Raw genomic sequence first — 20,753 nt, forward strand, 5'->3', positions numbered from 1 at the left:
CGGGAGGGTAATGCTTTGGAGAACGCTCATGAAAGCTATGCGCTTTATTCGTGGTGTGTTGTTGCTGATGTGGTTTTTGCCGTGGATAGCCCAGGCCGCAGATGCTGATACCTTTACCGCCGCCAACCGTGCTCAGCAGGCCGCCTTGCTTGAACAATGGGCGGTGAATCCTGACGTTCAGCGCATCCCGCTGCTCAGCGCACTGCGAGATGAGAACCTGCTGACCGATAACACGAAAAATGCCTTCATCATGAACGGCTCGCACGTACAGCCGTTAGGAACAGCGACAGCCCCAAACGGCGAGCTAAAAAAAATTCGCCTGACTAACCGCCTGCGTAATCTGGTAGCCGGAGCGTTGGCTGTCCATCAGCTTTTAAGTGACAGTGTCACGATAAGGGAGGGGGCAGCTCGTACATTACAGCGTGAGGCGCAGCCGGGCATGCTGCCGTTTTTACAACAACGACTGGCTCAAGAGTCAGATGGCGATGTGAAATCCGCACTCGCTATTGCACTGGCAAATCTGCAACTGAGCAGCACCTCGCCGGAGGTCAGGCTTCAGGCAATCGAACTATTAGGGGCGTCAAATGATCCTGAAACTCAGGCGCGCCTGCAGCCATTCACCCGGGCTGAACATGAACCCGATGCCCGAGTGCGTGCTGCCGCTGATGAAAGTCTGAATTCCATCTCGCATCGCATGAAGGTTGGGGATCTTCTAGGGCAAGCTTTCATGGGACTGTCACTGGGTTCTATTTTGCTGCTTGCGGCATTGGGTCTGGCGATAACCTATGGATTACTCGGCGTCATCAATATGGCGCATGGCGAGATGTTGATGCTCGGGGCGTACTGTACCTGGATGGTGCAACAGCTGATGGGGCAGTTTTTCCCGCACGGGTTAGCCTGGTATCCAGTTATTGCGCTTCCGGTCGCCTTTTTACTTACCGCGGCGGTGGGAATGCTGCTCGAGCGCGGGGTGATTCGCCATTTATACGGACGTCCACTCGAAACACTGCTGGCGACCTGGGGGATCAGTCTGATGCTGATCCAGTTGGTGCGTATGACCTTCGGCGCGCAAAACCTTGAAGTCGCCAATCCGGCATGGCTTTCCGGCGGCATTCAGGTTTATGCCAATCTGATATTGCCGTGGAACCGAATTGTGGTGCTTGGCTTTGCCATGCTGGTGCTGTTCTTCACCTGGCTGCTGTTGAATAAAACGCGCCTCGGGCTGCGCGTGCGTGCCGTGACGCAAAATCGCAATATGGCGGCCTGCTGCGGCGTACCCACCGGACGAGTCGATATGCTGGCCTTTGGCCTTGGTTCAGGAATTGCCGGACTGGGAGGCGTGGCGCTCTCGCAACTAGGTAACGTAGGACCGGAGCTGGGGCAAAGCTACATTATCGATTCGTTTTTGGTGGTGGTACTGGGCGGCGTTGGACAGCTTGCCGGGAGCGTGGCTGCGGCATTTGGGCTGGGGATCTTCAATAAAATTCTGGAGCCTCAGGTGGGGGCGGTTCTCGGCAAAATCATGATCCTGGTGCTGATCATTCTGTTTATTCAGAAACGACCTCAGGGACTGTTCGCGCTGAAAGGGAGGGTTATTGACTGATGACGATGCCAATGACAATAACGCTGGCGCGTAAAGCGCCGCGTACAACACGCGTGCTGGGTCTGGGCTTACTGCTGGCGTTGATTATTCTGCCGTTTCTTGCGCTGTTACCTGCGGAGCATCCGCTGGCCATATCGGTTTGGACGTTGACGCTGGCCGGGAAAATTCTCTGCTATGCCATTGTGGCCGTTGCGCTGGATCTGGTGTGGGGCTATGCCGGAATGCTCTCGCTGGGACACGGTATTTTCTTCGCGCTGGGGGGCTATGCGATGGGAATGTACCTGATGCGCCAGGCTTCCGGCGAAGGATTACCGGCCTTTATGTCGTTCCTGTCGTGGAGCGAGCTGCCCTGGTTTTGGTGGGGGACGCAACATTTTCTCTGGGCAATGCTGCTGGTTGTTCTGGTGCCGGGCTTGCTGGCGCTGGTATTTGGTTGGTTTGCCTTCCGTTCAAAAATCAAAGGTGTCTATTTCTCCATCATGACCCAGGCCCTGACTTTCGCCGGAATGCTGCTGTTTTTCCGCAATGAAACCGGCTTTGGTGGAAATAACGGTTTTACCGGTTTTACCACCATTCTGGGGTTTCCGGTGACCGCGACGTCCACCAGGATCGCGCTGTTTCTGGCGACGGTTATGCTGCTGGTGCTGGCAATATGGCTGGGACTTGCGCTGGGCCGCAGTAAGTTTGGTCGTATTCTGACCGCCGTGCGCGATGCCGAGAACCGTTTGATGTTCTGTGGTTACGATCCGAAAGGTTTCAAGTTACTGGTGTGGACGCTTTCCGCTGTGCTGTGCGGCCTGGCCGGGGCGCTTTATGTCCCGCAGGTAGGGATTATCAACCCCAGCGAAATGTCGCCGACCAACTCGATTGAAGCGGCGATTTGGGTTGCTCTCGGCGGACGTGGAACCCTGATCGGCCCGGTATTTGGCGCTGTACTGGTGAACGGTGCTAAAAGCCTGTTTACCGTCATTATGCCGGAATACTGGCAGCTGTTTCTTGGCCTGATCTTTATTGGCGTTACGCTTTTTTTACCCCGTGGTGTGATTGGCCTGTTTCGCAAAGGAGACAAATAATGCAGCCGGATGAAGGACTTTTTACTCGCCAGATGCCGGGCGATCGGTTTCGCGAACAAACGGACCCGGTACTCCAACTGGAAAAAATTAACGTTAATTTCGACGGATTCCAGGCATTAACGGATCTCTCGCTCAATATTGGCGTCGGGGAGCTGCGCTGTATTATTGGCCCCAACGGCGCCGGGAAGACGACGTTAATGGATGTCATAACCGGTAAAACCAGACCGCAAAGTGGTCGTGCGATATACGATCAGTCGACCGATTTAACAACGCTGGATCCCATTGCCATCGCGCGTCAGGGGATTGGACGGAAATTTCAAAAGCCCACGGTATTTGAAGCATTAACGGTGGAAGAGAACCTGGAGCTGGCGCTGAAAAATGATAAATCTGTCTGGGGGGCTCTACGGGCACGACTCTCAGGCGAACAAAGGGATCGTATTGATGAAGTATTGGCGCTGTTGCGGCTTGGTAATGAGCGGGGCCGCCGCGCCGGTCTGCTTTCGCATGGGCAAAAACAGTTTCTCGAAATTGGCATGCTGCTGGTGCAGGAGCCGCATTTACTGCTACTGGATGAACCCGCGGCGGGGATGACGGATGCGGAAACGGAATACACGGCGGAGCTGTTTCGCCAGCTTGCCGGTAAGCACTCTCTGATGGTTGTTGAGCACGATATGGGATTTGTTGAAACCATTGCCGATCGCGTCACAGTATTACATCAGGGACGTGTCCTCGCTCAGGGGAGTCTTCGCGATGTGCAGGCCAACGAGCAGGTTATTGAAGTCTATCTCGGGCGTTAAGGAGTTCATATGCTGCAGGTGAAAGAACTGAATCAATATTATGGTGGCAGCCATATTCTGCGCGGGGTGAGCTTTGAAGCGCGTATCGGTGAGGTGACATGCCTGCTGGGGCGTAACGGCGTGGGGAAAACAACACTACTAAAGTGTCTGATGGGACTTATTCCGGCCCGTAGCGGAAGCGTGCTCTGGCAGGATAAAAATGTCACTCACTGGAAGCCGCATCAGCGGGTCAGGGCCGGTGTGGCGTATGTCCCACAGGGGCGTGATATTTTTCCGCGTTTGACGGTCGAAGAGAATCTGCTGCTCGGTCTTTCCCGTTTTTCAGCACCGGATGCCCGACATGTGCCTGATGATATTTACGCGCTCTTTCCGGTTTTACAGGAGATGAAGCATCGGCGTGGCGGAGATTTGTCCGGCGGGCAACAGCAGCAACTGGCCATTGGACGAGCGCTGGCAAGTCGCCCACAGTTGTTGATTCTTGATGAGCCAACGGAAGGGATCCAGCCGTCGGTGATTAAAGAGATTGGTCAGGTGATTTCTCAACTGGCGCACCGGGGGGATATGGCTATATTGCTGGTGGAGCAATTCTACGATTTTGCGCAGCAGCTTGCCGACAAATACCTGCTCATGTCGCGGGGCAGCATTATTCAAAGCGGCGATGGTAAAAATATGGAGGCCGAGGGCGTTCGGGGACTGGTTGCAATCTGAGGTATGCGACAGAGCGGCTTCGGCTCTGTCGCTATACTCATCAGCAGACCACCGTCTGCCCCCAGGGCTTGGCGCGCATGCCTTTTATCATGAGCGCCCAGGCAAGAACGATCGCCACTATCAGCGCGACAAACAGCGACCATGGCGGCAATGTGGTTAAAATGACGCCGCTGACTAATGGGTTAACCGCTGCGCCAAGCCAGCCCAACGACTGGGCGGAAAAATAGCTGGCTTTCATGCCTGCTGGCGCGATGTTGTCGATAAGCATGTATTCACCAGGCGCGTAAATGACTTCGCCGATAGTGAAAAAGGCAGCAGAAATCCCCCATAACAACAGACTGTTGCCGGAGAAAGCGAAACCGACCAGGCCAACGACAAAGAAGACTGTACCCACTGTCATCAGCGGGCGGATATTCGTGGCGGTGAGCCTGCGGCCAAGCGCGTATTGCAGTGATACTACGATGGCGGCGTTAACGGGCAAGACGACTGCTACCACTTTCTCGGCAAAATCGCCATCGGCGACCACCATAACGTATTGCGAAATACAGGACGCAAAAGCACCGCCAACAAACGATGCCAGAAAGGCCGACAACGTAAACCAGAATAATGCCCGGTCGCGCAGAAGTACCGATGGGGACCACACCGCGGCGTTTAAACCTTCTGATGGTGCTGTCGAACGTTTTACCCAGGTCTGGATAAACACCAGTGGCAATGCTGAACAGGCGGCAGCCAGCCAGAATGGCAGGTTAATGCTTTGCATCACCAGTAGAGTGCCCAGCGGTGGACCAACGGTCCAGCCAATATTCAGCACGGTATAGTTAAGCGAGAAAATTTTAGTCTTGTTGGTGGCAGACAGATTATCGGCAAACCAGGCCTTCAGCACCGTGGCGAAGACGGAGTAGGCACAGTTGATCAGGGCAAAGAGTAAAACCACTACCACCACGTTATGCACCAGCGGGATTGCAATAAAGCCGGAAGCAAAGCCACAAATTGCCAGCAGCATATAGCGTTTTTTATCGAACTTGTCGGCCAGAATACCAAAGCCAAGGCTGAACACCACGCCAATGGTCAGCGCGACCGTCATCGCATAGCCGATCAGGTCAACGCTCAGATGATACTGCCGACTGAGGTAAATCGTCATAAATGGCAGAGTGGCGCCACGGCCAATTGTTAATAATAATGATGACGCGAGTAACGCGAGAGTGGACCTTCTCAAGGAGATATTCATTTTCCTGCCCGACAATGCATGTTGTTATGTTTTTTTTAGATATAAGAAACAAATAGCATGTCAAAACTGTGATGTACACTCAATAAGTTGTCCGAAAATGCCTTGCGTGGCCTACCTGAAATAATGATCTGTTACGGCACAACGATTTCCGTTACTTTAACTTGTTTACAAAAATTTAATATTTGCAGGGGCGGTGGTATGTCGCGTAAAGACGGGTTGTTAGCGTTACTGGTTGTCGTGGTTTGGGGGCTGAACTTTGTCGTTATTAAAGTGGGTCTGCACAATATGCCACCGCTAATGTTGGCGGGATTACGTTTTTTACTGGTGGCGTTTCCGGCAATACTCTTTGTTGCCAGGCCGAAAATCCCACTTTCGCTGTTGCTCGGCTATGGCCTGACCATCAGTTTTGGGCAGTTCGCATTTCTCTTTAGCGCTATCAAATTCGGTATGCCTGCAGGGTTAGCTTCTCTGGTATTGCAGGCTCAGGCGTTTTTTACCATTGTTCTGGGCGCATTTGCTTTCGGTGAGCGCCTGCAGGGTAAACAATTGGTAGGGATTGCGCTGGCGGTATTTGGCGTGCTGGTACTGATTGAGGCCAGTCTGAACGGTCAGCATGTTGGCATGCTCGGTTTTATGCTGACGCTGGCGGCGGCGCTAAGCTGGGCCTGCGGTAATATCTTTAACAAAAAAATCATGCAGCATACCTCGCGCCCAGCCGTTATGTCGTTGGTGGTATGGAGCGCGTTAATTCCTATTGCTCCGTTCTTCCTTGCTTCATTAATTCTCGATGGCCCAACGCAAATGATCCACAGTCTGGTGGAGATAGATATGACCACCATTCTTTCACTGGTTTATCTGGCGTTTGTGGCGACCATTGTGGGTTACGGTATCTGGGGTTCGTTACTCGGACGCTATGAAACCTGGCGTGTCGCGCCGTTGTCGCTGTTGGTGCCGGTCGTTGGACTGGCAAGCGCCGCCGTGCTGCTGGATGAAACGCTGACCGGATTGCAACTGCTCGGTGCGCTACTGATCATGGCAGGGTTGTATATCAATGTGTTTGGCTTTCGGTTGCGTAAGGTTGCGTCGGTGAGGGGCTAAAAAAGCCCCGCAGTGGAGTAATGCTCGTCAGTTAAGCATGTATGGTGAACATGTGATTATTGCTCATGGTTCCGTTCACCTCAGCGGTGTCATTTCTCTGAAGCGTAGATACCCGTGAACGTGCAAGGGAGACTCACCGCCGTCTCCCTTGCATCCCAGGCTCCCGGCGGGAAAATCGTCGCTGCGCGAGTTATTCGTCTTATGTCGTCTGCCTGTCGGGTCGGGGCCGAGCCTGCGTCCCTGCGGGCCGTCCCCTCTGTCCGCATCCCTGCGGACAGACCCGGTCAGCCGTCAACGCCTCATCGATTTTCAGCCGGACCGGGGTCATCGCTTCAACGCACTGACTTCCAGTTAAATCTTTTTTGCTGTTTAAACAAAAAACGCAGATGGTCAGGTGTGGGCTGGTCCGGCTGAAAATTGCCGACGTGTTTCCGTAAGGCCGGGAGAGCCAGCATGGATGCTGGCTCAGGGCGCGCTTTGCAAGGACGCTTCCTCGCGCCCGGCCCGGTAGCCTGTAGGAATAAGCGGAGGGTATTGCGCAGCAACAATTTTCCTGCCGGGAGCCGGGATTGTAAAGGGCGTGGCGGAGAACGCCCTTTACACGTTCACAGGAGTCAGTGTTTTAGAGAAGCAATGCACATGAGGTGAACGGAACTCTTTCTCCGAGATAGCATGTTATTTACCTCCGCCAGCACAGGTTGATGCTTACTGAAACTGAGGCGCTAACTGACAGGCATTACCGCAGTTGCTGGGCAATATAATTACAGGTTGCGCATATTGTAATAAGGCACACCTAATTCGTCGGACTTGTCGCTGCCTGCACCCATATGATTAAAATCGAACGGGGACTGATCGTGCGCAGGGGGCATAATCATCGCGTCGCGACTGTTCTGGGTGGCAGGTTGCGCGGTCTGTTCCGCCATGCTCTGGCCCGAAATAACAAACATCAGGGCCAGCATTGCATAAGACAGAAGTTTCATGATTTCCTCGGTTACGTCGTTAACTGGCGATTAGCAATTACATTGATTGAGTGGAAGCAAATAGCGTGATTCGCCGTGCATATTCGTCATACGGTACTTATGCGGCGGAACATCAAAATAGTTTTTGAATGTCCGGGTCAGCGTCTGCTGAGACTCAAAACCGTAACGCTCTGCCAGATAAAGAATGGGCTCGTTACTCTCTTTTAATTTTTGCGCTATTTCAGTCATTTTACGGCTGCGAATGTATTGACCCAGTGAATGACCGGTTTCTTTTTTAAACATCCGTTGCAGGTGCCATTTGGAGTAACCTGAACGCTCAGACACTTTTTCCAGCGAGAGCGGCGATTCAAGGTTATTTTCGATCCAGTCCAAAATGCTATGAATAGTGATTGTGTCAGTATTGCGTCTGGACATCGTCATACCTCTTTCTGTTTACGGCAGGATTCTCTTAAGCAAGTGCTCAAGTGTGGCTACTTCATCCGCCGTTAAGTTTTTTGTTAGTTCCTGGTGCAGGTCTTGCCCTACTAATTGATGACACTGCTCGCAAATTGCTGCGCCATGCTCAGTGAGTTTCACCAGCACGCCACGCTTGTCATGTGGATTCGGAAGCCTTTCGATCCAGCCTTTACAGGCCAGTCTGTCCAGCATCCGCGTCAGGGCGCCAAGGTCGACAGACAGCACTTTTTTCAATTCGACAGGGGTGATGCACACCGCGCAACGGATGGAGCAGAGCACCTTGAACTGCGATGCCGTGATATCCAGCGGTGACAGATAGTCGTTTAACAAACGATCTTTTTTCTGATTAACCATATAGATCAAACGACCCAGTGGGATGATTTCGTTAAACAGATCACTGGTGTTTTTCACAATGGTTGCCCTGGCAAGTAGTTAGTCACGGCTGATATTATTGCTTAGGCAAATATAAGTCAAACGAATGGATCGGCAAATGCCACGTTTTGCTAAATCATCAGACTTAATACCTGGCGAGTGGAATTTTAACGGTTTGATAATTATGGTTTATACGTGCTGATGAAAAATGAATCCTTACACCACGAAAATGGCTTATCTCGCGGATTTCACCGTATACTTGCCGTTGACGATTAACGCACAGGAAAGATGACATTATGATGGACTTGTTTAAAGCAATAGGACTGGGGCTGGTAGTCCTGTTACCGTTGGCAAACCCGTTAACCACCGTAGCGTTGTTCCTTGGCCTTGCCGGCAATATGAACAGCGCAGAGCGTAACCGTCAGTCACTCATGGCGTCCGTTTACGTGTTTGCCATCATGATGGTGGCGTACTATGCCGGGCAACTTGTGATGAATACCTTCGGGATTTCGATTCCCGGACTACGTATTGCGGGTGGGTTAATCGTTGCGTTTATCGGCTTCCGGATGCTGTTTCCGCAGCAGAAGGCGCATGATTCTCCGGAAGCGAGAAGTAAGTCAGAAGAGCTGGAAGACGAGCCGACTGCCAATATCGCCTTTGTACCGCTGGCTATGCCAAGCACTGCCGGTCCGGGGACGATTGCGATGATCATCAGTTCCGCGTCAACCGTGCGTCATGGTTCCGAATTTCCGGACTGGGTGATCATGGTTGCACCGCCGATTATTTTTGCGGTTGTTGGGATTATCCTGTGGGGCTGTTTGCGCAGTTCCGGGGGGATCATGCGCCTCGTCGGCAAAGGTGGTATCGAAGCGATTTCTCGTTTGATGGGCTTCTTACTGGTGTGTATGGGCGTGCAGTTTATTATTAACGGCGTGCTGGAAATTATTAAAACCTACGCTTAGAACGCTGTGCCCGGTAATCGTTAATGTCTACCGGGCACATTTTTCACGAATGCTGAGGCTGTTCTTCCAACGATACCGGCCATTTACGAAAGATAATCACCGACCATATCAACGCGGCAACGGCAGGCACTGCGCCGACGTAACCAATCGTAGACATCGACCAGTGTAAACTCACCTGATTGCCTACCAGCGCACCCGCGCCAATACCGATATTAAAGATACCTGAGAACAGTGCCATTGCGACGTCAGTCGCATCCGGAGCAAGCGCCAGCACTTTCACCTGCATTCCCAGACCTATCAGCATGATGGCGACGCCCCAGAAAATACTCAGGACAGCAAGGTGCATTTCGCTGTCAGCAGCCGGAAGTAACAACACCAGGCATACCGTCAACAGGGCAATGGCACTGCTAATCAGCACGGATGCATGCAGATTCCCCAGCTTACCGAAAATGACGCTACCGACAATTCCCGCGCCACCCAGAACCAGCAACAGCACGGTAGCAAAGTTTGCGCTCAGACCCGCGACGGTCTGCACAAACGGCTCGATATAGCTGTAGGCCGTGTAATGTGCGGTGACCACAATCACCGTCAGTAGATACAGACTCATCAATGCCGGACGATGAAATAACACCGGCAGGCTTTTTAAAGAGCCGGAGTGCTCACTGGGTAGTTTGGGCAGGAGCTTAATCAGGCAAAGCAGGGTAACTAACGCCCCCATACCGATGGCGAAGAAGGTCGTGCGCCAGCCAAAATACTGACCGACGATACGTCCGATTGGCAGGCCAAGCACCATCGCCAGCGCGGTGCCGGTGGCAATCAGGCTGAGAGCCTGTGCACGTTTACCGGCAGGGGCCAGGCGGATCGCCAGCGATGCGGTAATCGACCAGAAAATAGCGTGCGCAAAAGCAATACCAATACGGCTAATTACCAGCACGGTAAAATTCCATGCCAGGAAAGAGAGCACATGGCTGGCGATAAACACAACAAACAGACAGATCAGCAGTTTTCGGCGCTCCACCTGACTGGTAAGTAACATAAAAGGGAGCGACATCAGGGCGACAACCCAGGCGTAGATCGTCAGCATGATCCCGACCTGAGCGGTCTGCATATTGAAGCTTTGTGCGATGTCGGACAGCAAGCCGACAGGGACAAACTCGGTGGTATTGAAAATAAAACCGGCAATGGCAAGCGTAACTACCCGTAGCCACGCGACCTTGCGGGAAACAGTGTCTGTTGTCATATCAAAAAAGAGGATTAGCTGCGAAAAGGTAAGGCCACGATCTTAAAACGTTTGCTGGCGAAAATACAATCATTTTGTGATATGGATCTCATTTCATTGGTAGGGCGCTACAATTTGCTGCCGAACATTCCTCGTATTTTTAAGTATTTCAATAATAATGAAATTCCGGGCGTATGACTTCACCCGGATTTACAGGTACTCATGTTTTTTGAGGATCGCCAGTTACTCCGGGTCGTGTGATAACTGAGGGTTCAACACCTCAATAAACGCTTCCAGTTGACGTGTCATTGCACCTCTGCGCCAGACCAGCCATGTATTCAGCCAGCGCCAGTTCTCGCTTAGCGGCCAGGCGTTGACCTGATGATGCCCTGGCATGCTCTCCAGCATCGAACGCGGGATCAGTGCGATACCCGCGCCGGCAATGACGCAGGCCAGCATACCGTGATATGACTCCATTTCATGAATGGTGCCGGGCATGGCGCGATCGGCATGAAACCAGCTTTCAAAATGGCGGCGATAGGAACAGTTGGCGCGAAAGGCGTAAATACTGCAACCGTTGACGTCGCTGGCCCGCTGAATGGGGGGATGGCCGTGCGGCGTCACGATCATCATCTCTTCACGGTAGACCGGCATTCCTTCAAGTCCCGGATGGGTAATCGGGCCATCGACAAAGGCCGCGTTCAATGTACCGTCGAGTACGCCGTCCAGCATTGTGCCTGAAGGACCTGTCGCCAGCGCGAACTGAATTTTGGGGTAACGCTGGTTATATTCAGCCAGCGTGGCGGGGATGCGTACTGCTGCTGTACTTTCAAGCGAGCCGAGAGAGAAGAGTCCTTGTGGCTCATCCCCGGCGACGACCATCCTGGCTTCCTCAACCAGTGCCAGGATCCGCTGGCTGTAGCGCAAAAAGTTGTGCCCGGATGGGGAAAGCCGCAGGCGCTGGTTTTCACGAATAAACAGATCAACGCCCAGGTCGGCTTCAAGCTGACGTATACGGGTGGTGAGATTGGATGGCACGCGATGCACTTTCGCGGCGGCCTGTGTAATACTGCCAGTCTCCGCGACGGCATTGAACATTTCCAGCTGCGTCAGATCCATAATCTTCTCTATTCGTGAATGGTATGGTTAATATTATTCATTTTTCAGAAAGAGTAAATATGCTCATGATATAACCATACCCTGCGATAAAAAGAGGCACTTATGACTATCACAGCAGCAACACATGCGATTTCCATTGACCCTGCCAGCGGTGAAAGGCTGACGGCGATGCCGTGGGCCAGCGCGGAAGAGATTGATCATGCGCTGAACCTTGCCGCGAATGGCTATAGCGAATGGAAACATACTTCCGTTGAGCACCGTGCGCAAACGCTGCGCCAGATCGGGCAAGCTCTGCGCCATCGTGCGGAAGAGATGGCGCGGTGTATCTCACGTGAAATGGGTAAACCCATTAAGCAGGCGCGTGCTGAAGTCGCCAAGTCAGCTGCATTGTGTGACTGGTACGCCGAGCATGGACCGGCGATGCTCAATCCGGAACCTACGCTGGTGGAGAATAATCAGGCGGTGATTGAATATCGTCCGGTAGGAACCATTCTGGCGATCATGCCGTGGAACTTCCCGCTCTGGCAGGTAATGCGAGGTGCCGTCCCGATTCTGTTGGCCGGAAATGGTTACCTGTTAAAGCATGCGCCTAACGTAACCGGCTGTGCTGCAATTATTGCGCAGGTTTTCGCTGATGCGGGTGTACCTGCGGGGGTTTACGGTTGGGTGAATGCCGATAACGCCGGGGTCAGTCAGATGATCAATGACCCGCGTATTACGGCGGTAACGGTGACAGGCAGTGTACGTGCCGGTGCGGCGATTGGCGCCCAGGCGGGTGCCGCGCTGAAAAAATGTGTGCTTGAACTGGGCGGCTCCGATCCGTTTATTGTCCTCAATGATGCTGACCTCGATCTGGCCGTTAAGGCAGCGGTCGCTGGGCGTTATCAGAACACCGGGCAGGTTTGTGCGGCAGCCAAGCGCTTTATTATCGAAGAAGGGATTGCGGCAGAATTTACTTCACGCTTTGTGGCCGCTGCGAGCGAGCTCAAAATGGGTGATCCGCTGAACGAAGAAAACGATCTGGGGCCGATGGCGCGATTTGATCTGCGTGATGAGCTGCACCAGCAGGTAGAAGCCACCCTTTCCGAAGGGGCACGGTTACTTCTCGGCGGGGAAAAAATTGCGGGTCAGGGCAATTACTATGCCGTGACGGTACTGGGCGATGTCACTCCAGAGATGACGGCGTTCCGCCAGGAGCTGTTTGGTCCGGTTGCGGCAATTACCGTGGCGAAGAATGCTGAACATGCCTTAGCGCTGGCGAATGACAGTGATTTCGGCTTATCCGCCACGGTGTTTACTGCAGATGAAGCGCTGGCGCAGAAGATGGCGTCACGCCTGGAGTGTGGTGGCGTATTTATCAATGGTTACAGCGCCAGCGATGCTCGCGTTGCGTTTGGTGGTGTGAAGAAAAGTGGCTTTGGCCGCGAACTTTCTCACTTTGGCCTGCATGAGTTTTGTAACGTGCAGACCGTCTGGAAAAACCGCCTTTGATGGTGTGGGTGCCTCCGCTGGGGGCACCTGTCTTATTTCTGCAATTTTTCTGTCATTTACTCTCCGTACACTCGCAGCTAACGCTTTGATACAGAAGAGTAATATGAACATAACGCAAATTTTCCATCGTCTAATACCCCGTCAGTTCGGTCTGTTAACCGGCATTTTTTGCATTATTGCGCTGTTCTCTGTTTTGCAGGTCGTGTCCTCCTTGATGCTCTCGGCCTCAGTCAGCGACGCACAGCATAATGAAGGGCGTAATCAACTCGCGCTTTTGCAGCAGGCAAAGGTCGATGAAGCGCGGGTGGCGTTATTATCTGCCAGCGATTTACTTAACCGTGCGGGAATTTATTTTATGCAGGATGCCGCCACCGGTTCGGACGGGAGTTGGCGTCCGTTAATGGAAGAGGCGTATCGGGCGCTGGCGCAGTCAAAAAGTGCATGGGATGCCTGGCGGGATATGAAGCCGCAGTCGGATCCGGATCTAACTGAGAGCTATCAGCGTTTTTATAGCGGTATTCAGGAGCAGGCGGATGGGCTGATGCAGTCAGGTTCCATTGATGCGTTTTTTGCCGTACCCGTGCAGGCCTTTCAGACAGACTTTAACGGTAATTACGCGCGCTTTCAGCAGGACAGTGGGCGACATGCGGAAGCTGGGCGTCAGCAGCTGTTGACCAGTCTTGAGCGTTTACAGAATCTATTTTTGTTTATTCCTCTGGTGCTGGTGGTTATCGCCTTTCTGGTCTGGCGTAGTATGTTCCGTTGGGTGATTATGCCGCTGCGACGGCTGATCGATCATATCGATATTTTAGCGGCGGGTGATCTTTCTCGGCCAGCCCCGCAGGTGAGTCAGTTTAATCGGGAAGTGACGCAATTAAGTTCGCGTATTGCTGCAATGCAGCAGGGGCTCTGCGCGCTGGTGCGGCAGGTGAATGATGCCACCACCGCAATGGTAGGAAATATCAACGAACTTGCGCAGAACAATAAACAACTATACCAGCAGTCGGCAAAACAAAGTGAAGAGTTGAGCACTGTGACATCGCATATTTCGGTTCTGGAAACGCATGTTGAGGATAACAGTGGCTTTGCTGAACTGGCGAATCAACGCGCAGTGCAGGCGCGTGATATTGCGGCAGGTGGAGACCGAATGATGGCGACGGTAAATGCGTCAATGCAGGCGATTGTGACTCGCTCGTCTGAAATGCGAGGGATTACAACGCTTATCGACAACATTGCATTTCAGACAAATATCCTGGCTCTCAACGCCGCAATCGAGGCAGCACATGCCGGGGAGCAAGGGCGCGGGTTTGCCGTGGTTGCGAAAGAAGTTGGGCTGCTGGCGCGGAAAAGCGGTCAGTCTACGCAAAACATTCAGACACTGATTAAACACTCGTTACAGGGCATTGAAGAGGGCTTTCACGCGGTTAACGGACTGGATAAGAATTTGCAGCAGGTTATCGCACTGGTGGAAAACCTCGGCGCGTTACTGAACGACATTTCGACTGCAACGTTAAATCAGGGGAACAGTATTCACCAGTTAACCCGTCAGCTCCATGTCCTGAACGGCGAAGCCCGACAAACCAGTGATCTGGTGAATGCTGCATCTGATTCTTCCTTACAGCTTCACCATGAATCTAACCAGCTTATGCAGGCCGTGGCCAGATTCCGCCTTCCGGCCTGACGCTGCGTATTCAGCTCTGTTATACTCGCAGGCCTTTCATACCTGCGAGCAAGGAGCATGTTGTGGCCAGGGCCATGGACAATTCAATTTTAGAGACCATTGTGCAGCAGGTTCGTCCGCTGATTGGTCAGGGTAAAGTCGCTGATTACATTCCGGCATTAGCCTCCGTCGACGGTTCAAAACTGGGTATTGCTATCTGTACCGTTGATGGACAGCACTATCAGGCGGGAGATGCGCAAGAACGTTTTTCTATACAGTCGATTTCAAAGGTGCTCAGTCTGGTCGTGGCGATGCGTCACTATCAGGAAGAGGAGATCTGGCAGCGCGTCGGCAAAGATCCTTCCGGTCATCCTTTTAACTCCCTGGTGCAGTTGGAAATGGAGCAGGGTATCCCTCGCAATCCCTTTATTAATGCCGGGGCGCTGGTGGTTTGCGATATGCTGCAAGGGCGTCTAAGCGCTCCGCGTCAACGGATGCTGGAAGTGGTGCGGGCATTAAGCGGCGTTTCGGATATCGCCTATGATGCGACGGTCGCGCGATCGGAGTTTGAGCACTCGGCGCGTAACGCCGCTATTGCCTGGCTGATGAAATCCTTCGGCAATTTTCACCATGACGTGCCCACCGTTTTGCAGAACTATTTTCACTACTGCGCGCTGAAAATGAGCTGTGTGGAACTGGCGCGGACTTTTGTCTTTTTGGCAAATCAAGGGCATGCATTTCATCTTGCTGAGCCTGTGGTCACACCGATGCAGGCCCGGCAGATCAATGCGCTGATGGCGACCAGCGGCATGTATCAGAACGCAGGGGAATTTGCCTGGCGGGTCGGGCTTCCGGCGAAATCAGGTGTGGGTGGCGGCATCGTGGCGATCGTGCCACACGAGATGGCGATTGCTGTCTGGAGTCCGGAACTGGATCCGGCGGGAAACTCACTGGCCGGTATCGCCGTGCTGGAGCAATTAACACAACAGCTGGGGCGCTCGGTTTACTGATGAAAACGCTCGATCCTCTTTTTGCCCGGCTGGCGAAATCAACGTTTCGCTCGCGGTTTCGTCTTGGTCAGAAAGAAAGGCAGTATTGTCTGGATAAAGGGGCGCCAGTTATCGAACAACATGCTGCGGATTTTATAGCTAAACGACTGGCACCTGCGTTTCCCGCCAATGATGGAAAACAGACTCCTATGCGTGGTCACCCGGTATTTATTGCTCAACATGCTACGGCGACGTGCTGTCGAGGGTGTCTGGCGAAATGGCATGATATACCTCAGGGTGTAGCGCTAAACGATGAACAGCAACGTTACGTTGTCACGGTTATTTACCACTGGTTAGTGCTCCAAATGAACAAGCCATAGATAACATTATCCTATGATATGCCCCCTTGAGTTGTGTAATTGTTAAAAGCAGTATGAAGGGGTCAATCTAAGGAGAAACCATGGCTTCCGGCAAACCCTGCTTTGTGCTGAGCGCGGCACAGATTCTGTCGAGAATCGACGAGCTCAGCGATGTTCTTGAACAGTGCGTCAATGACGGCGCCTCCATCAGTTTTATGCTGCCCTTTAATCGCGAAAAATCAGAGCCTTTCTGGATGAAGGTCGCGCAAAGTGTTTCTCGCGGAGAACGGATCGTTCTTGGTATGCAGAATGCGCAGGGGGTGCTTGTCGGTACCGTCCAACTCATTATCGATCAACCCGAAAATCAACCTCATCGTGCTGATGTCGCCAAACTGCTGGTTCACCCCTCAGCGCGACGCGGTGGCCTGGCCCGTGAATTGATGAACGAACTGGAAAGTTGCGCGCGTCAACAAGGTAAAACGCTGCTGGTGCTTGATACGGCGACGGGCAGTGGTGCGGAGTTGTTCTACCACAATTGTGGGTGGAAAAAGGTAGGGGTGATACCTGACTATGCCCAAATGCCCGATGGGATGCTGACCGGAACCACACTTTTCTATAAAACGCTCTAATTTGTCGCCGGGGATTGATCAAAACAGGGTTTCAATGTATTAAAGTTTGCTAACCTATTGGACCAATTCAATCAGGTTGTATGACTAATCATAAAGGGAACCCATTGTGCAAACACTAAATCGTCGCGATTTCCCCGGTGCTCAGTATCCTGAACGCATTATTCAGTTTGGTGAAGGAAACTTCCTGCGCGCCTTTGTAGACTGGCAGGTAGATCTGCTGAACGAGCATACCGATCTGAACGCTGGTGTGGTCATTGTTCGTCCTATCGAAAGTTCCTTCCCGCCATCGCTGAGTACGCAGGATGGCCTCTATACCACTATCATTCGTGGTTTGAATGAGAAGGGCGAGGCCGTCAGTGATGCCCGTCTAATTCGTTCAGTTAACCGTGAAATCAGCGTCTATAGCGAATACGATGAGTTCCTGAAGCTGGCGCATAATCCTGATATGCGTTTTGTGTTCTCTAACACCACGGAAGCAGGTATCAGTTACCACGCGGGCGATAAGTTTGACGACGCGCCAGCGGTTAGTTATCCGGCTAAACTGACGCGTCTGCTGTTCGAACGCTTCAGCTATTTTAACGGCGCATTGGATAAAGGCTGGATTATCATCCCTTGCGAACTGATTGATTATAACGGTGATGCGCTGCGTGAACTGGTTCTGCGCTACGCTCAGGAATGGGCGCTGCCGGAAGCGTTTATTCAGTGGCTGGATCAGGCCAATGCATTTTGCTCCACGCTGGTGGACCGTATTGTTACCGGCTATCCGCGTGATGAGGTAGCTAAGCTCGAAGCTGAACTGGGCTATCATGATGCTTTCCTCGATACCGCAGAACATTTCTATCTGTTTGTCATTCAGGGGCCGAAGTCATTAGCCGCAGAACTACGTCTGGATAAGTATCCGCTGAATGTCCTGATCGTGGATGACATCAAACCGTACAAAGAGCGCAAAGTGGCGATTCTCAACGGTGCTCACACCGCGCTGGTCCCTGTTGCCTGGCAGGCAGGGTTGGACACCGTGGGTGAGGCGATGAATGACGCTGAGATTTGTGCTTTCGTGGAGAAAGCGATCTATGAAGAGATCATTCCGGTACTGGATTTGCCACGTTATGAGTTAGCTTCTTTCGCCAGCGCGGTAACCGGTCGATTCTGCAACCCGTATATAAAACATCAGCTGCTGTCGATTGCCCTGAATGGCATGACCAAATTCCGCACCCGTATATTGCCGCAACTGCTGGCAGGGCAACAGGCCAGCGGTAAGCTGCCGGCGCGTTTGACGTTTGCGCTTGCCGCGTTAATTGCTTTTTATCGTGGAGAGCGCAACGGTGAGTCTTATCCGGTTCAGGATGATGCGCACTGGATAGAACGTTTTCAACAGCTGTGGTCCCAGCATCGCGATCGCCAGATAAGTACCGAAGCGTTGGTCAAATCTGTACTGGGTGTCAAAGAACACTGGGAACAAGATCTGACGCAGGTTTCTGGACTGGTGGAACAGGTCTCTGCCGATCTGGATACCATTCTGGCAAAAGGTATGCGTGAAGCCGTTAAGCCACTTTGCTAAGACGACTACCGACAACCCGGCTCAGGCCGGGTTTTTTCTGGATATACATTAGTTACAACATACTGTGTGGTTTATATCATAAACCCGGTCTGTGACTTAGGTGCGGCTTCATTTTAAGCAGGGCAAAAGTTGTTGGGTTAATGTTGCGATTAACTTGCAACATTGATCGCTATCGCGTCTAATGTGACGGATTTCACATTTTCCCGAAGATAACCATGATCGTTCGTCCCCAACAACACTGGCTGCGCCTGATATTCGTCTGGCATGGTTCAGTATTATCTAAAATATTCTCACGGTTGCTGCTGAACTTCCTGCTCTCCATCGCCGTTATCATCATGTTGCCCTGGTATACGATGTTGGGTATTAAATTTACCCTGGCACCGTTCAGTATTCTGGGCGTGGCGATTGCTATCTTTTTAGGTTTTCGCAATAACGCCTGCTATTCACGTTATGTCGAAGCCAGACACCTGTGGGGACAGTTGATGATTGCTTCCCGATCGCTACTTCGCGAGGTGAAAACCACCTTACCGGATGACGCTGAACTGGGGCAGTTTGTTCGTCTGCAAATCGCATTTGCCCACTGTTTACGCATGACATTACGTCGAAACCCACAGGCAGAGCCGTTGGCGAAATATCTCAGCGAGAAAGATCTGCAGACGGTATTTGCCGCACAATCGCCAGCAAACCGCATTTTGTTGCTGATGGGGGAGTGGTTGGCCATACGCAGACGTGATGGACAGCTGTCCGATATATTATTTCATAGTTTAAACAACAGATTAAATGATATGTCGGCAGTACTGGCAGGTTGTGAGCGAATCGCGAATACACCAGTTCCGTTTGCTTATACTTTGATCCTTCATCGCACTGTTTATCTGTTTTGTATCATGCTGCCATTCGCGTTGGTGGTGGATCTTCACTACATGACGCCGTTTATTTCAGTGCTTATTTCCTATACTTTTATCTCGCTCGATGCGCTTGCGGAAGAGCTTGAAGATCCGTTTGGTACTGAGAACAATGATCTGCCGCTGGATGCGATTTGCAATGCAATCGAAATCGATTTACTGCAAATGAACGATGAAACTAATGTGCCAGCAAAACATATGCCGGATAAACATTACCAACTAACTTAGTTTCGTTCTGTTTCCCACCATGCTGGCCGCATATCAGAAAACGAATGAAACTCCGGCGCCAGATCTTCATCATTAGGATCGTCAAAAGCGCCGGCTAAAAGCGCAATGACCGGAGCGTCATCGATGGCGCCCACGGAACTACCGCACTGAGGGCAAAAAGCCCGACTGGTGGTTTCAGATGAGCGCCAGGTTGTTGGTTTTCCGGCTTTTCCCGTCCATTCTACATTTTCTGCATCAAACTCAATCCAGACGACAGTCGGGGCCCCCGTATGTTTCCGGCATATATCGCATGAGCAGGTATGGGAATTATTAGGACTGCTGGCAGTGAAGCGGATCGAGCCACACAGACACCCACCAATGTAGACTTTAGACATAACAACCCCCGTCAGAAACATGTGGCAAGACACTAGCAGATGCCTGACATAGCCACTAGATCCTTATGATAAAAAGGCGAGGGCGCGCATACTCGGTAGCCCTGTCCTGTGATCTGTCTGATGATAAACGCTTAACTATTGCGTCTGGCAACAATAAACAACCGCGGAAATGCCAGCAAAATATTGCCGTTTTCCTGCAACGGATATTGATCCTGAAGCAGTTCATGGTAGCGAGCCAGGTAATGACGCTGCTCGCTTTCGCTCAAATCCTGCAACCAGGGGCGTAGTCCCGTTGAGCTTACCCAGTCGATAATCGCCTGATGCGAATCCATAATGTGATAATACGTTGTACGCCAGATATCCACATCACAACCCGCTTCGGTCAAAATATCATAGTAGGCGTGAACGCCAGGAAGCGGAGCACGCCCTCGGTCGGGGTAATCTTGTTCATAAGCCACTTCGCGCATCAGTACATGCGTGGGCTCCAGCCAGTTATCCGGCATTTGCACGGCCAGAACGCCGTTGTGACTCAGTTGTGAGACCAAATGTGGGAATAATTCATAGTGATCGGGCACCCACTGTAACGACGCATTTGCATAAAGCAGATCCACGGGATGCTCGGGCTTAAACTGGCTAATATCCGCTTCGATAAAATGGCAGTCAGGTAATGCGTTGCGCGCTTCATTCAACATAGCAGGTGAAGAATCGACACCTGTTGTCTTTGCCGTGGGCCAGCGCTGATGCAGCAATGCCGTACTGTTTCCCGGACCACAACCAAGATCAACAACTGAGCGGACATTTTCTAACGCCACACGGCTGAGTAATTCTGCTGCGGGTCTTGAACGTTCAGTTGCATATTGCAGATAAAGCGAAGGGTTCCAGTCGGCCATGTATAAATCTCCAGTATGAGAGGAAAAGTCGGAAAAGGACGGTATAAGACCTTGCCGA

At 52.1% G+C, this 20,753-nt stretch carries 21 protein-coding genes; 13 read left to right on the forward strand and 8 right to left on the reverse strand.

What is annotated here, in order from left to right; translation table 11 throughout:
• The first annotated feature begins 28 nt into the window (after positions 1-28).
• The 4 genes from urtB to urtE are packed head-to-tail and all read left to right on the forward strand — an operon-like array spanning position 29 to position 4,181.
• Entirely contained in the window at positions 29-1,603 is a 1,575-nt protein-coding gene (urtB, locus tag BZK40_RS01470; RefSeq protein ID WP_079934015.1) for an urea ABC transporter permease subunit UrtB, read from the forward strand.
• Entirely contained in the window at positions 1,603-2,676 is a 1,074-nt protein-coding gene (gene urtC / locus BZK40_RS01475; protein ID WP_048214208.1) for an urea ABC transporter permease subunit UrtC, read from the forward strand. Before urtB ends, urtC begins: the two co-directional genes overlap by 1 nt.
• On the forward strand, positions 2,676-3,473 hold the full coding sequence (gene urtD, locus BZK40_RS01480; RefSeq protein WP_079934016.1) for an urea ABC transporter ATP-binding protein UrtD: 798 nt from the start codon (positions 2,676-2,678) through the stop codon (positions 3,471-3,473). The genes urtC and urtD overlap by 1 nt, the downstream gene beginning before the upstream one ends.
• Before the next feature lie 9 nt (positions 3,474-3,482).
• Complete coding sequence (urtE, locus tag BZK40_RS01485) at positions 3,483-4,181, forward strand: urea ABC transporter ATP-binding subunit UrtE (protein WP_079934017.1); 699 nt, start codon at positions 3,483-3,485, stop codon at positions 4,179-4,181.
• Between the two features lie 40 nt (positions 4,182-4,221).
• Here urtE and ydeE read toward each other — a convergent pair whose 3' ends face one another.
• Positions 4,222-5,409 carry an efflux MFS transporter YdeE gene (gene ydeE / locus BZK40_RS01490; RefSeq protein ID WP_032943415.1) on the reverse strand — a complete coding sequence of 396 codons (1,188 nt, stop codon included), beginning with the start codon at positions 5,407-5,409 and terminating at the stop codon, positions 4,222-4,224.
• 198 nt (positions 5,410-5,607) lie between these two features.
• Between ydeE and eamA the strand changes: the two genes are divergently transcribed.
• Positions 5,608-6,507: an O-acetylserine/cysteine exporter gene (eamA, locus tag BZK40_RS01495; RefSeq protein WP_032943417.1), complete on the forward strand. Its 900-nt coding sequence runs from the start codon at positions 5,608-5,610 to the stop codon at positions 6,505-6,507.
• Positions 6,508-7,268: 761 nt separating this feature from the next.
• On the opposite strand, the gene marB is transcribed toward eamA, so the two are convergent.
• Genes marB through marR form a run of 3 tightly spaced genes read right to left on the reverse strand, consistent with a single transcriptional unit; the run spans position 7,269 to position 8,354 of the window.
• Positions 7,269-7,487, reverse strand: a complete 219-nt coding sequence (gene marB, locus BZK40_RS01510; RefSeq protein ID WP_008784747.1) for a multiple antibiotic resistance protein MarB — start codon at positions 7,485-7,487, stop codon at positions 7,269-7,271.
• A gap of 30 nt (positions 7,488-7,517) precedes the next feature.
• Positions 7,518-7,901, reverse strand: a complete 384-nt coding sequence (gene marA / locus BZK40_RS01515; RefSeq protein WP_003032424.1) for an MDR efflux pump AcrAB transcriptional activator MarA — start codon at positions 7,899-7,901, stop codon at positions 7,518-7,520.
• An 18-nt stretch (positions 7,902-7,919) separates the two neighbouring features.
• Entirely contained in the window at positions 7,920-8,354 is a 435-nt protein-coding gene (gene marR, locus BZK40_RS01520) for a multiple antibiotic resistance transcriptional regulator MarR (RefSeq protein ID WP_003832935.1), read from the reverse strand.
• A gap of 257 nt (positions 8,355-8,611) precedes the next feature.
• Here marR and BZK40_RS01525 point away from each other — a divergent pair, with 257 nt between their 5' ends.
• Positions 8,612-9,277, forward strand: coding sequence for a MarC family NAAT transporter (locus BZK40_RS01525; RefSeq protein WP_003832936.1), 666 nt, complete (start codon positions 8,612-8,614; stop codon positions 9,275-9,277).
• Between the two features lie 43 nt (positions 9,278-9,320).
• On the opposite strand, the gene BZK40_RS01530 is transcribed toward BZK40_RS01525, so the two are convergent.
• Both BZK40_RS01530 and ptrR read right to left on the reverse strand, forming a co-directional pair.
• The gene (locus tag BZK40_RS01530) at positions 9,321-10,517 is read right to left on the reverse strand and encodes a sugar transporter (RefSeq protein WP_032943422.1); all 1,197 of its coding nucleotides are present in this window, start codon (positions 10,515-10,517) and stop codon (positions 9,321-9,323) included.
• A gap of 222 nt (positions 10,518-10,739) precedes the next feature.
• A complete protein-coding gene (ptrR, locus tag BZK40_RS01535) occupies positions 10,740-11,615 on the reverse strand; it encodes a putrescine utilization regulator PtrR (protein WP_008784750.1) in 876 nt (291 codons plus the stop codon).
• 102 nt (positions 11,616-11,717) lie between these two features.
• Between ptrR and sad the strand changes: the two genes are divergently transcribed.
• From sad to BZK40_RS01570, 7 genes are all read left to right on the forward strand, one after another.
• A complete protein-coding gene (sad, locus tag BZK40_RS01540) occupies positions 11,718-13,106 on the forward strand; it encodes a succinate-semialdehyde dehydrogenase (RefSeq protein ID WP_060682221.1) in 1,389 nt (462 codons plus the stop codon).
• Between the two features lie 103 nt (positions 13,107-13,209).
• Positions 13,210-14,787, forward strand: coding sequence for a methyl-accepting chemotaxis protein (locus BZK40_RS01545; RefSeq protein ID WP_008784752.1), 1,578 nt, complete (start codon positions 13,210-13,212; stop codon positions 14,785-14,787).
• A 62-nt stretch (positions 14,788-14,849) separates the two neighbouring features.
• The gene (glsB, locus tag BZK40_RS01550) at positions 14,850-15,776 is read left to right on the forward strand and encodes a glutaminase B (RefSeq protein WP_003832944.1); all 927 of its coding nucleotides are present in this window, start codon (positions 14,850-14,852) and stop codon (positions 15,774-15,776) included.
• Positions 15,776-16,135 (forward strand): DUF4186 domain-containing protein, encoded by a 360-nt coding sequence (locus tag BZK40_RS01555; RefSeq protein ID WP_008784753.1) that lies wholly within the window; start codon positions 15,776-15,778, stop codon positions 16,133-16,135. The genes glsB and BZK40_RS01555 overlap by 1 nt, the downstream gene beginning before the upstream one ends.
• Positions 16,136-16,215: 80 nt before the next feature.
• Positions 16,216-16,743, forward strand: coding sequence for a GNAT family N-acetyltransferase (locus tag BZK40_RS01560; protein WP_079934019.1), 528 nt, complete (start codon positions 16,216-16,218; stop codon positions 16,741-16,743).
• A gap of 106 nt (positions 16,744-16,849) precedes the next feature.
• Positions 16,850-18,301, forward strand: a complete 1,452-nt coding sequence (locus tag BZK40_RS01565) for a tagaturonate reductase (RefSeq protein WP_079934020.1) — start codon at positions 16,850-16,852, stop codon at positions 18,299-18,301.
• Positions 18,302-18,516: 215 nt separating this feature from the next.
• On the forward strand, positions 18,517-19,431 hold the full coding sequence (locus tag BZK40_RS01570) for a bestrophin family protein (protein WP_048235395.1): 915 nt from the start codon (positions 18,517-18,519) through the stop codon (positions 19,429-19,431).
• Here BZK40_RS01570 and BZK40_RS01575 read toward each other — a convergent pair.
• Positions 19,428-19,805 (reverse strand): GFA family protein, encoded by a 378-nt coding sequence (locus BZK40_RS01575; RefSeq protein ID WP_003832953.1) that lies wholly within the window; start codon positions 19,803-19,805, stop codon positions 19,428-19,430. The two genes, BZK40_RS01570 and BZK40_RS01575, sit on opposite strands and share 4 nt — an antisense overlap.
• Before the next feature lie 131 nt (positions 19,806-19,936).
• Entirely contained in the window at positions 19,937-20,695 is a 759-nt protein-coding gene (gene tam / locus BZK40_RS01580; protein ID WP_057067518.1) for a trans-aconitate 2-methyltransferase, read from the reverse strand.
• Positions 20,696-20,753 lie beyond the last annotated feature (58 nt).

Source organism: Citrobacter portucalensis (assembly GCF_002042885.1).
Taxonomy (GTDB): Bacteria; Pseudomonadota; Gammaproteobacteria; order Enterobacterales; family Enterobacteriaceae; genus Citrobacter; species Citrobacter portucalensis.

Bases quoted from the DNA above. Each gene is read 5' to 3' on its own strand.
- urtB (WP_079934015.1), top strand. From the start codon at position 29: ATGAAAGCTATGCGCTTTATTCGTGGTGTGTTGTTGCTGATGTGGTTT.
- urtC (WP_048214208.1), top strand. From the start codon at position 1,603: ATGACGATGCCAATGACAATAACGCTGGCGCGTAAAGCGCCGCGTACA.
- urtD (WP_079934016.1), top strand. From the start codon at position 2,676: ATGCAGCCGGATGAAGGACTTTTTACTCGCCAGATGCCGGGCGATCGG.
- urtE (WP_079934017.1), top strand. From the start codon at position 3,483: ATGCTGCAGGTGAAAGAACTGAATCAATATTATGGTGGCAGCCATATT.
- ydeE (WP_032943415.1), bottom strand. From the start codon at position 5,409: ATGAATATCTCCTTGAGAAGGTCCACTCTCGCGTTACTCGCGTCATCA.
- eamA (WP_032943417.1), top strand. From the start codon at position 5,608: ATGTCGCGTAAAGACGGGTTGTTAGCGTTACTGGTTGTCGTGGTTTGG.
- marB (WP_008784747.1), bottom strand. From the start codon at position 7,487: ATGAAACTTCTGTCTTATGCAATGCTGGCCCTGATGTTTGTTATTTCG.
- marA (WP_003032424.1), bottom strand. From the start codon at position 7,901: ATGTCCAGACGCAATACTGACACAATCACTATTCATAGCATTTTGGAC.
- BZK40_RS01525 (WP_003832936.1), top strand. From the start codon at position 8,612: ATGATGGACTTGTTTAAAGCAATAGGACTGGGGCTGGTAGTCCTGTTA.
- BZK40_RS01530 (WP_032943422.1), bottom strand. From the start codon at position 10,517: ATGACAACAGACACTGTTTCCCGCAAGGTCGCGTGGCTACGGGTAGTT.
- ptrR (WP_008784750.1), bottom strand. From the start codon at position 11,615: ATGGATCTGACGCAGCTGGAAATGTTCAATGCCGTCGCGGAGACTGGC.
- sad (WP_060682221.1), top strand. From the start codon at position 11,718: ATGACTATCACAGCAGCAACACATGCGATTTCCATTGACCCTGCCAGC.
- BZK40_RS01545 (WP_008784752.1), top strand. From the start codon at position 13,210: ATGAACATAACGCAAATTTTCCATCGTCTAATACCCCGTCAGTTCGGT.
- BZK40_RS01555 (WP_008784753.1), top strand. From the start codon at position 15,776: ATGAAAACGCTCGATCCTCTTTTTGCCCGGCTGGCGAAATCAACGTTT.
- BZK40_RS01560 (WP_079934019.1), top strand. From the start codon at position 16,216: ATGGCTTCCGGCAAACCCTGCTTTGTGCTGAGCGCGGCACAGATTCTG.
- BZK40_RS01570 (WP_048235395.1), top strand. From the start codon at position 18,517: ATGATCGTTCGTCCCCAACAACACTGGCTGCGCCTGATATTCGTCTGG.
- BZK40_RS01575 (WP_003832953.1), bottom strand. From the start codon at position 19,805: ATGTCTAAAGTCTACATTGGTGGGTGTCTGTGTGGCTCGATCCGCTTC.
- tam (WP_057067518.1), bottom strand. From the start codon at position 20,695: ATGGCCGACTGGAACCCTTCGCTTTATCTGCAATATGCAACTGAACGT.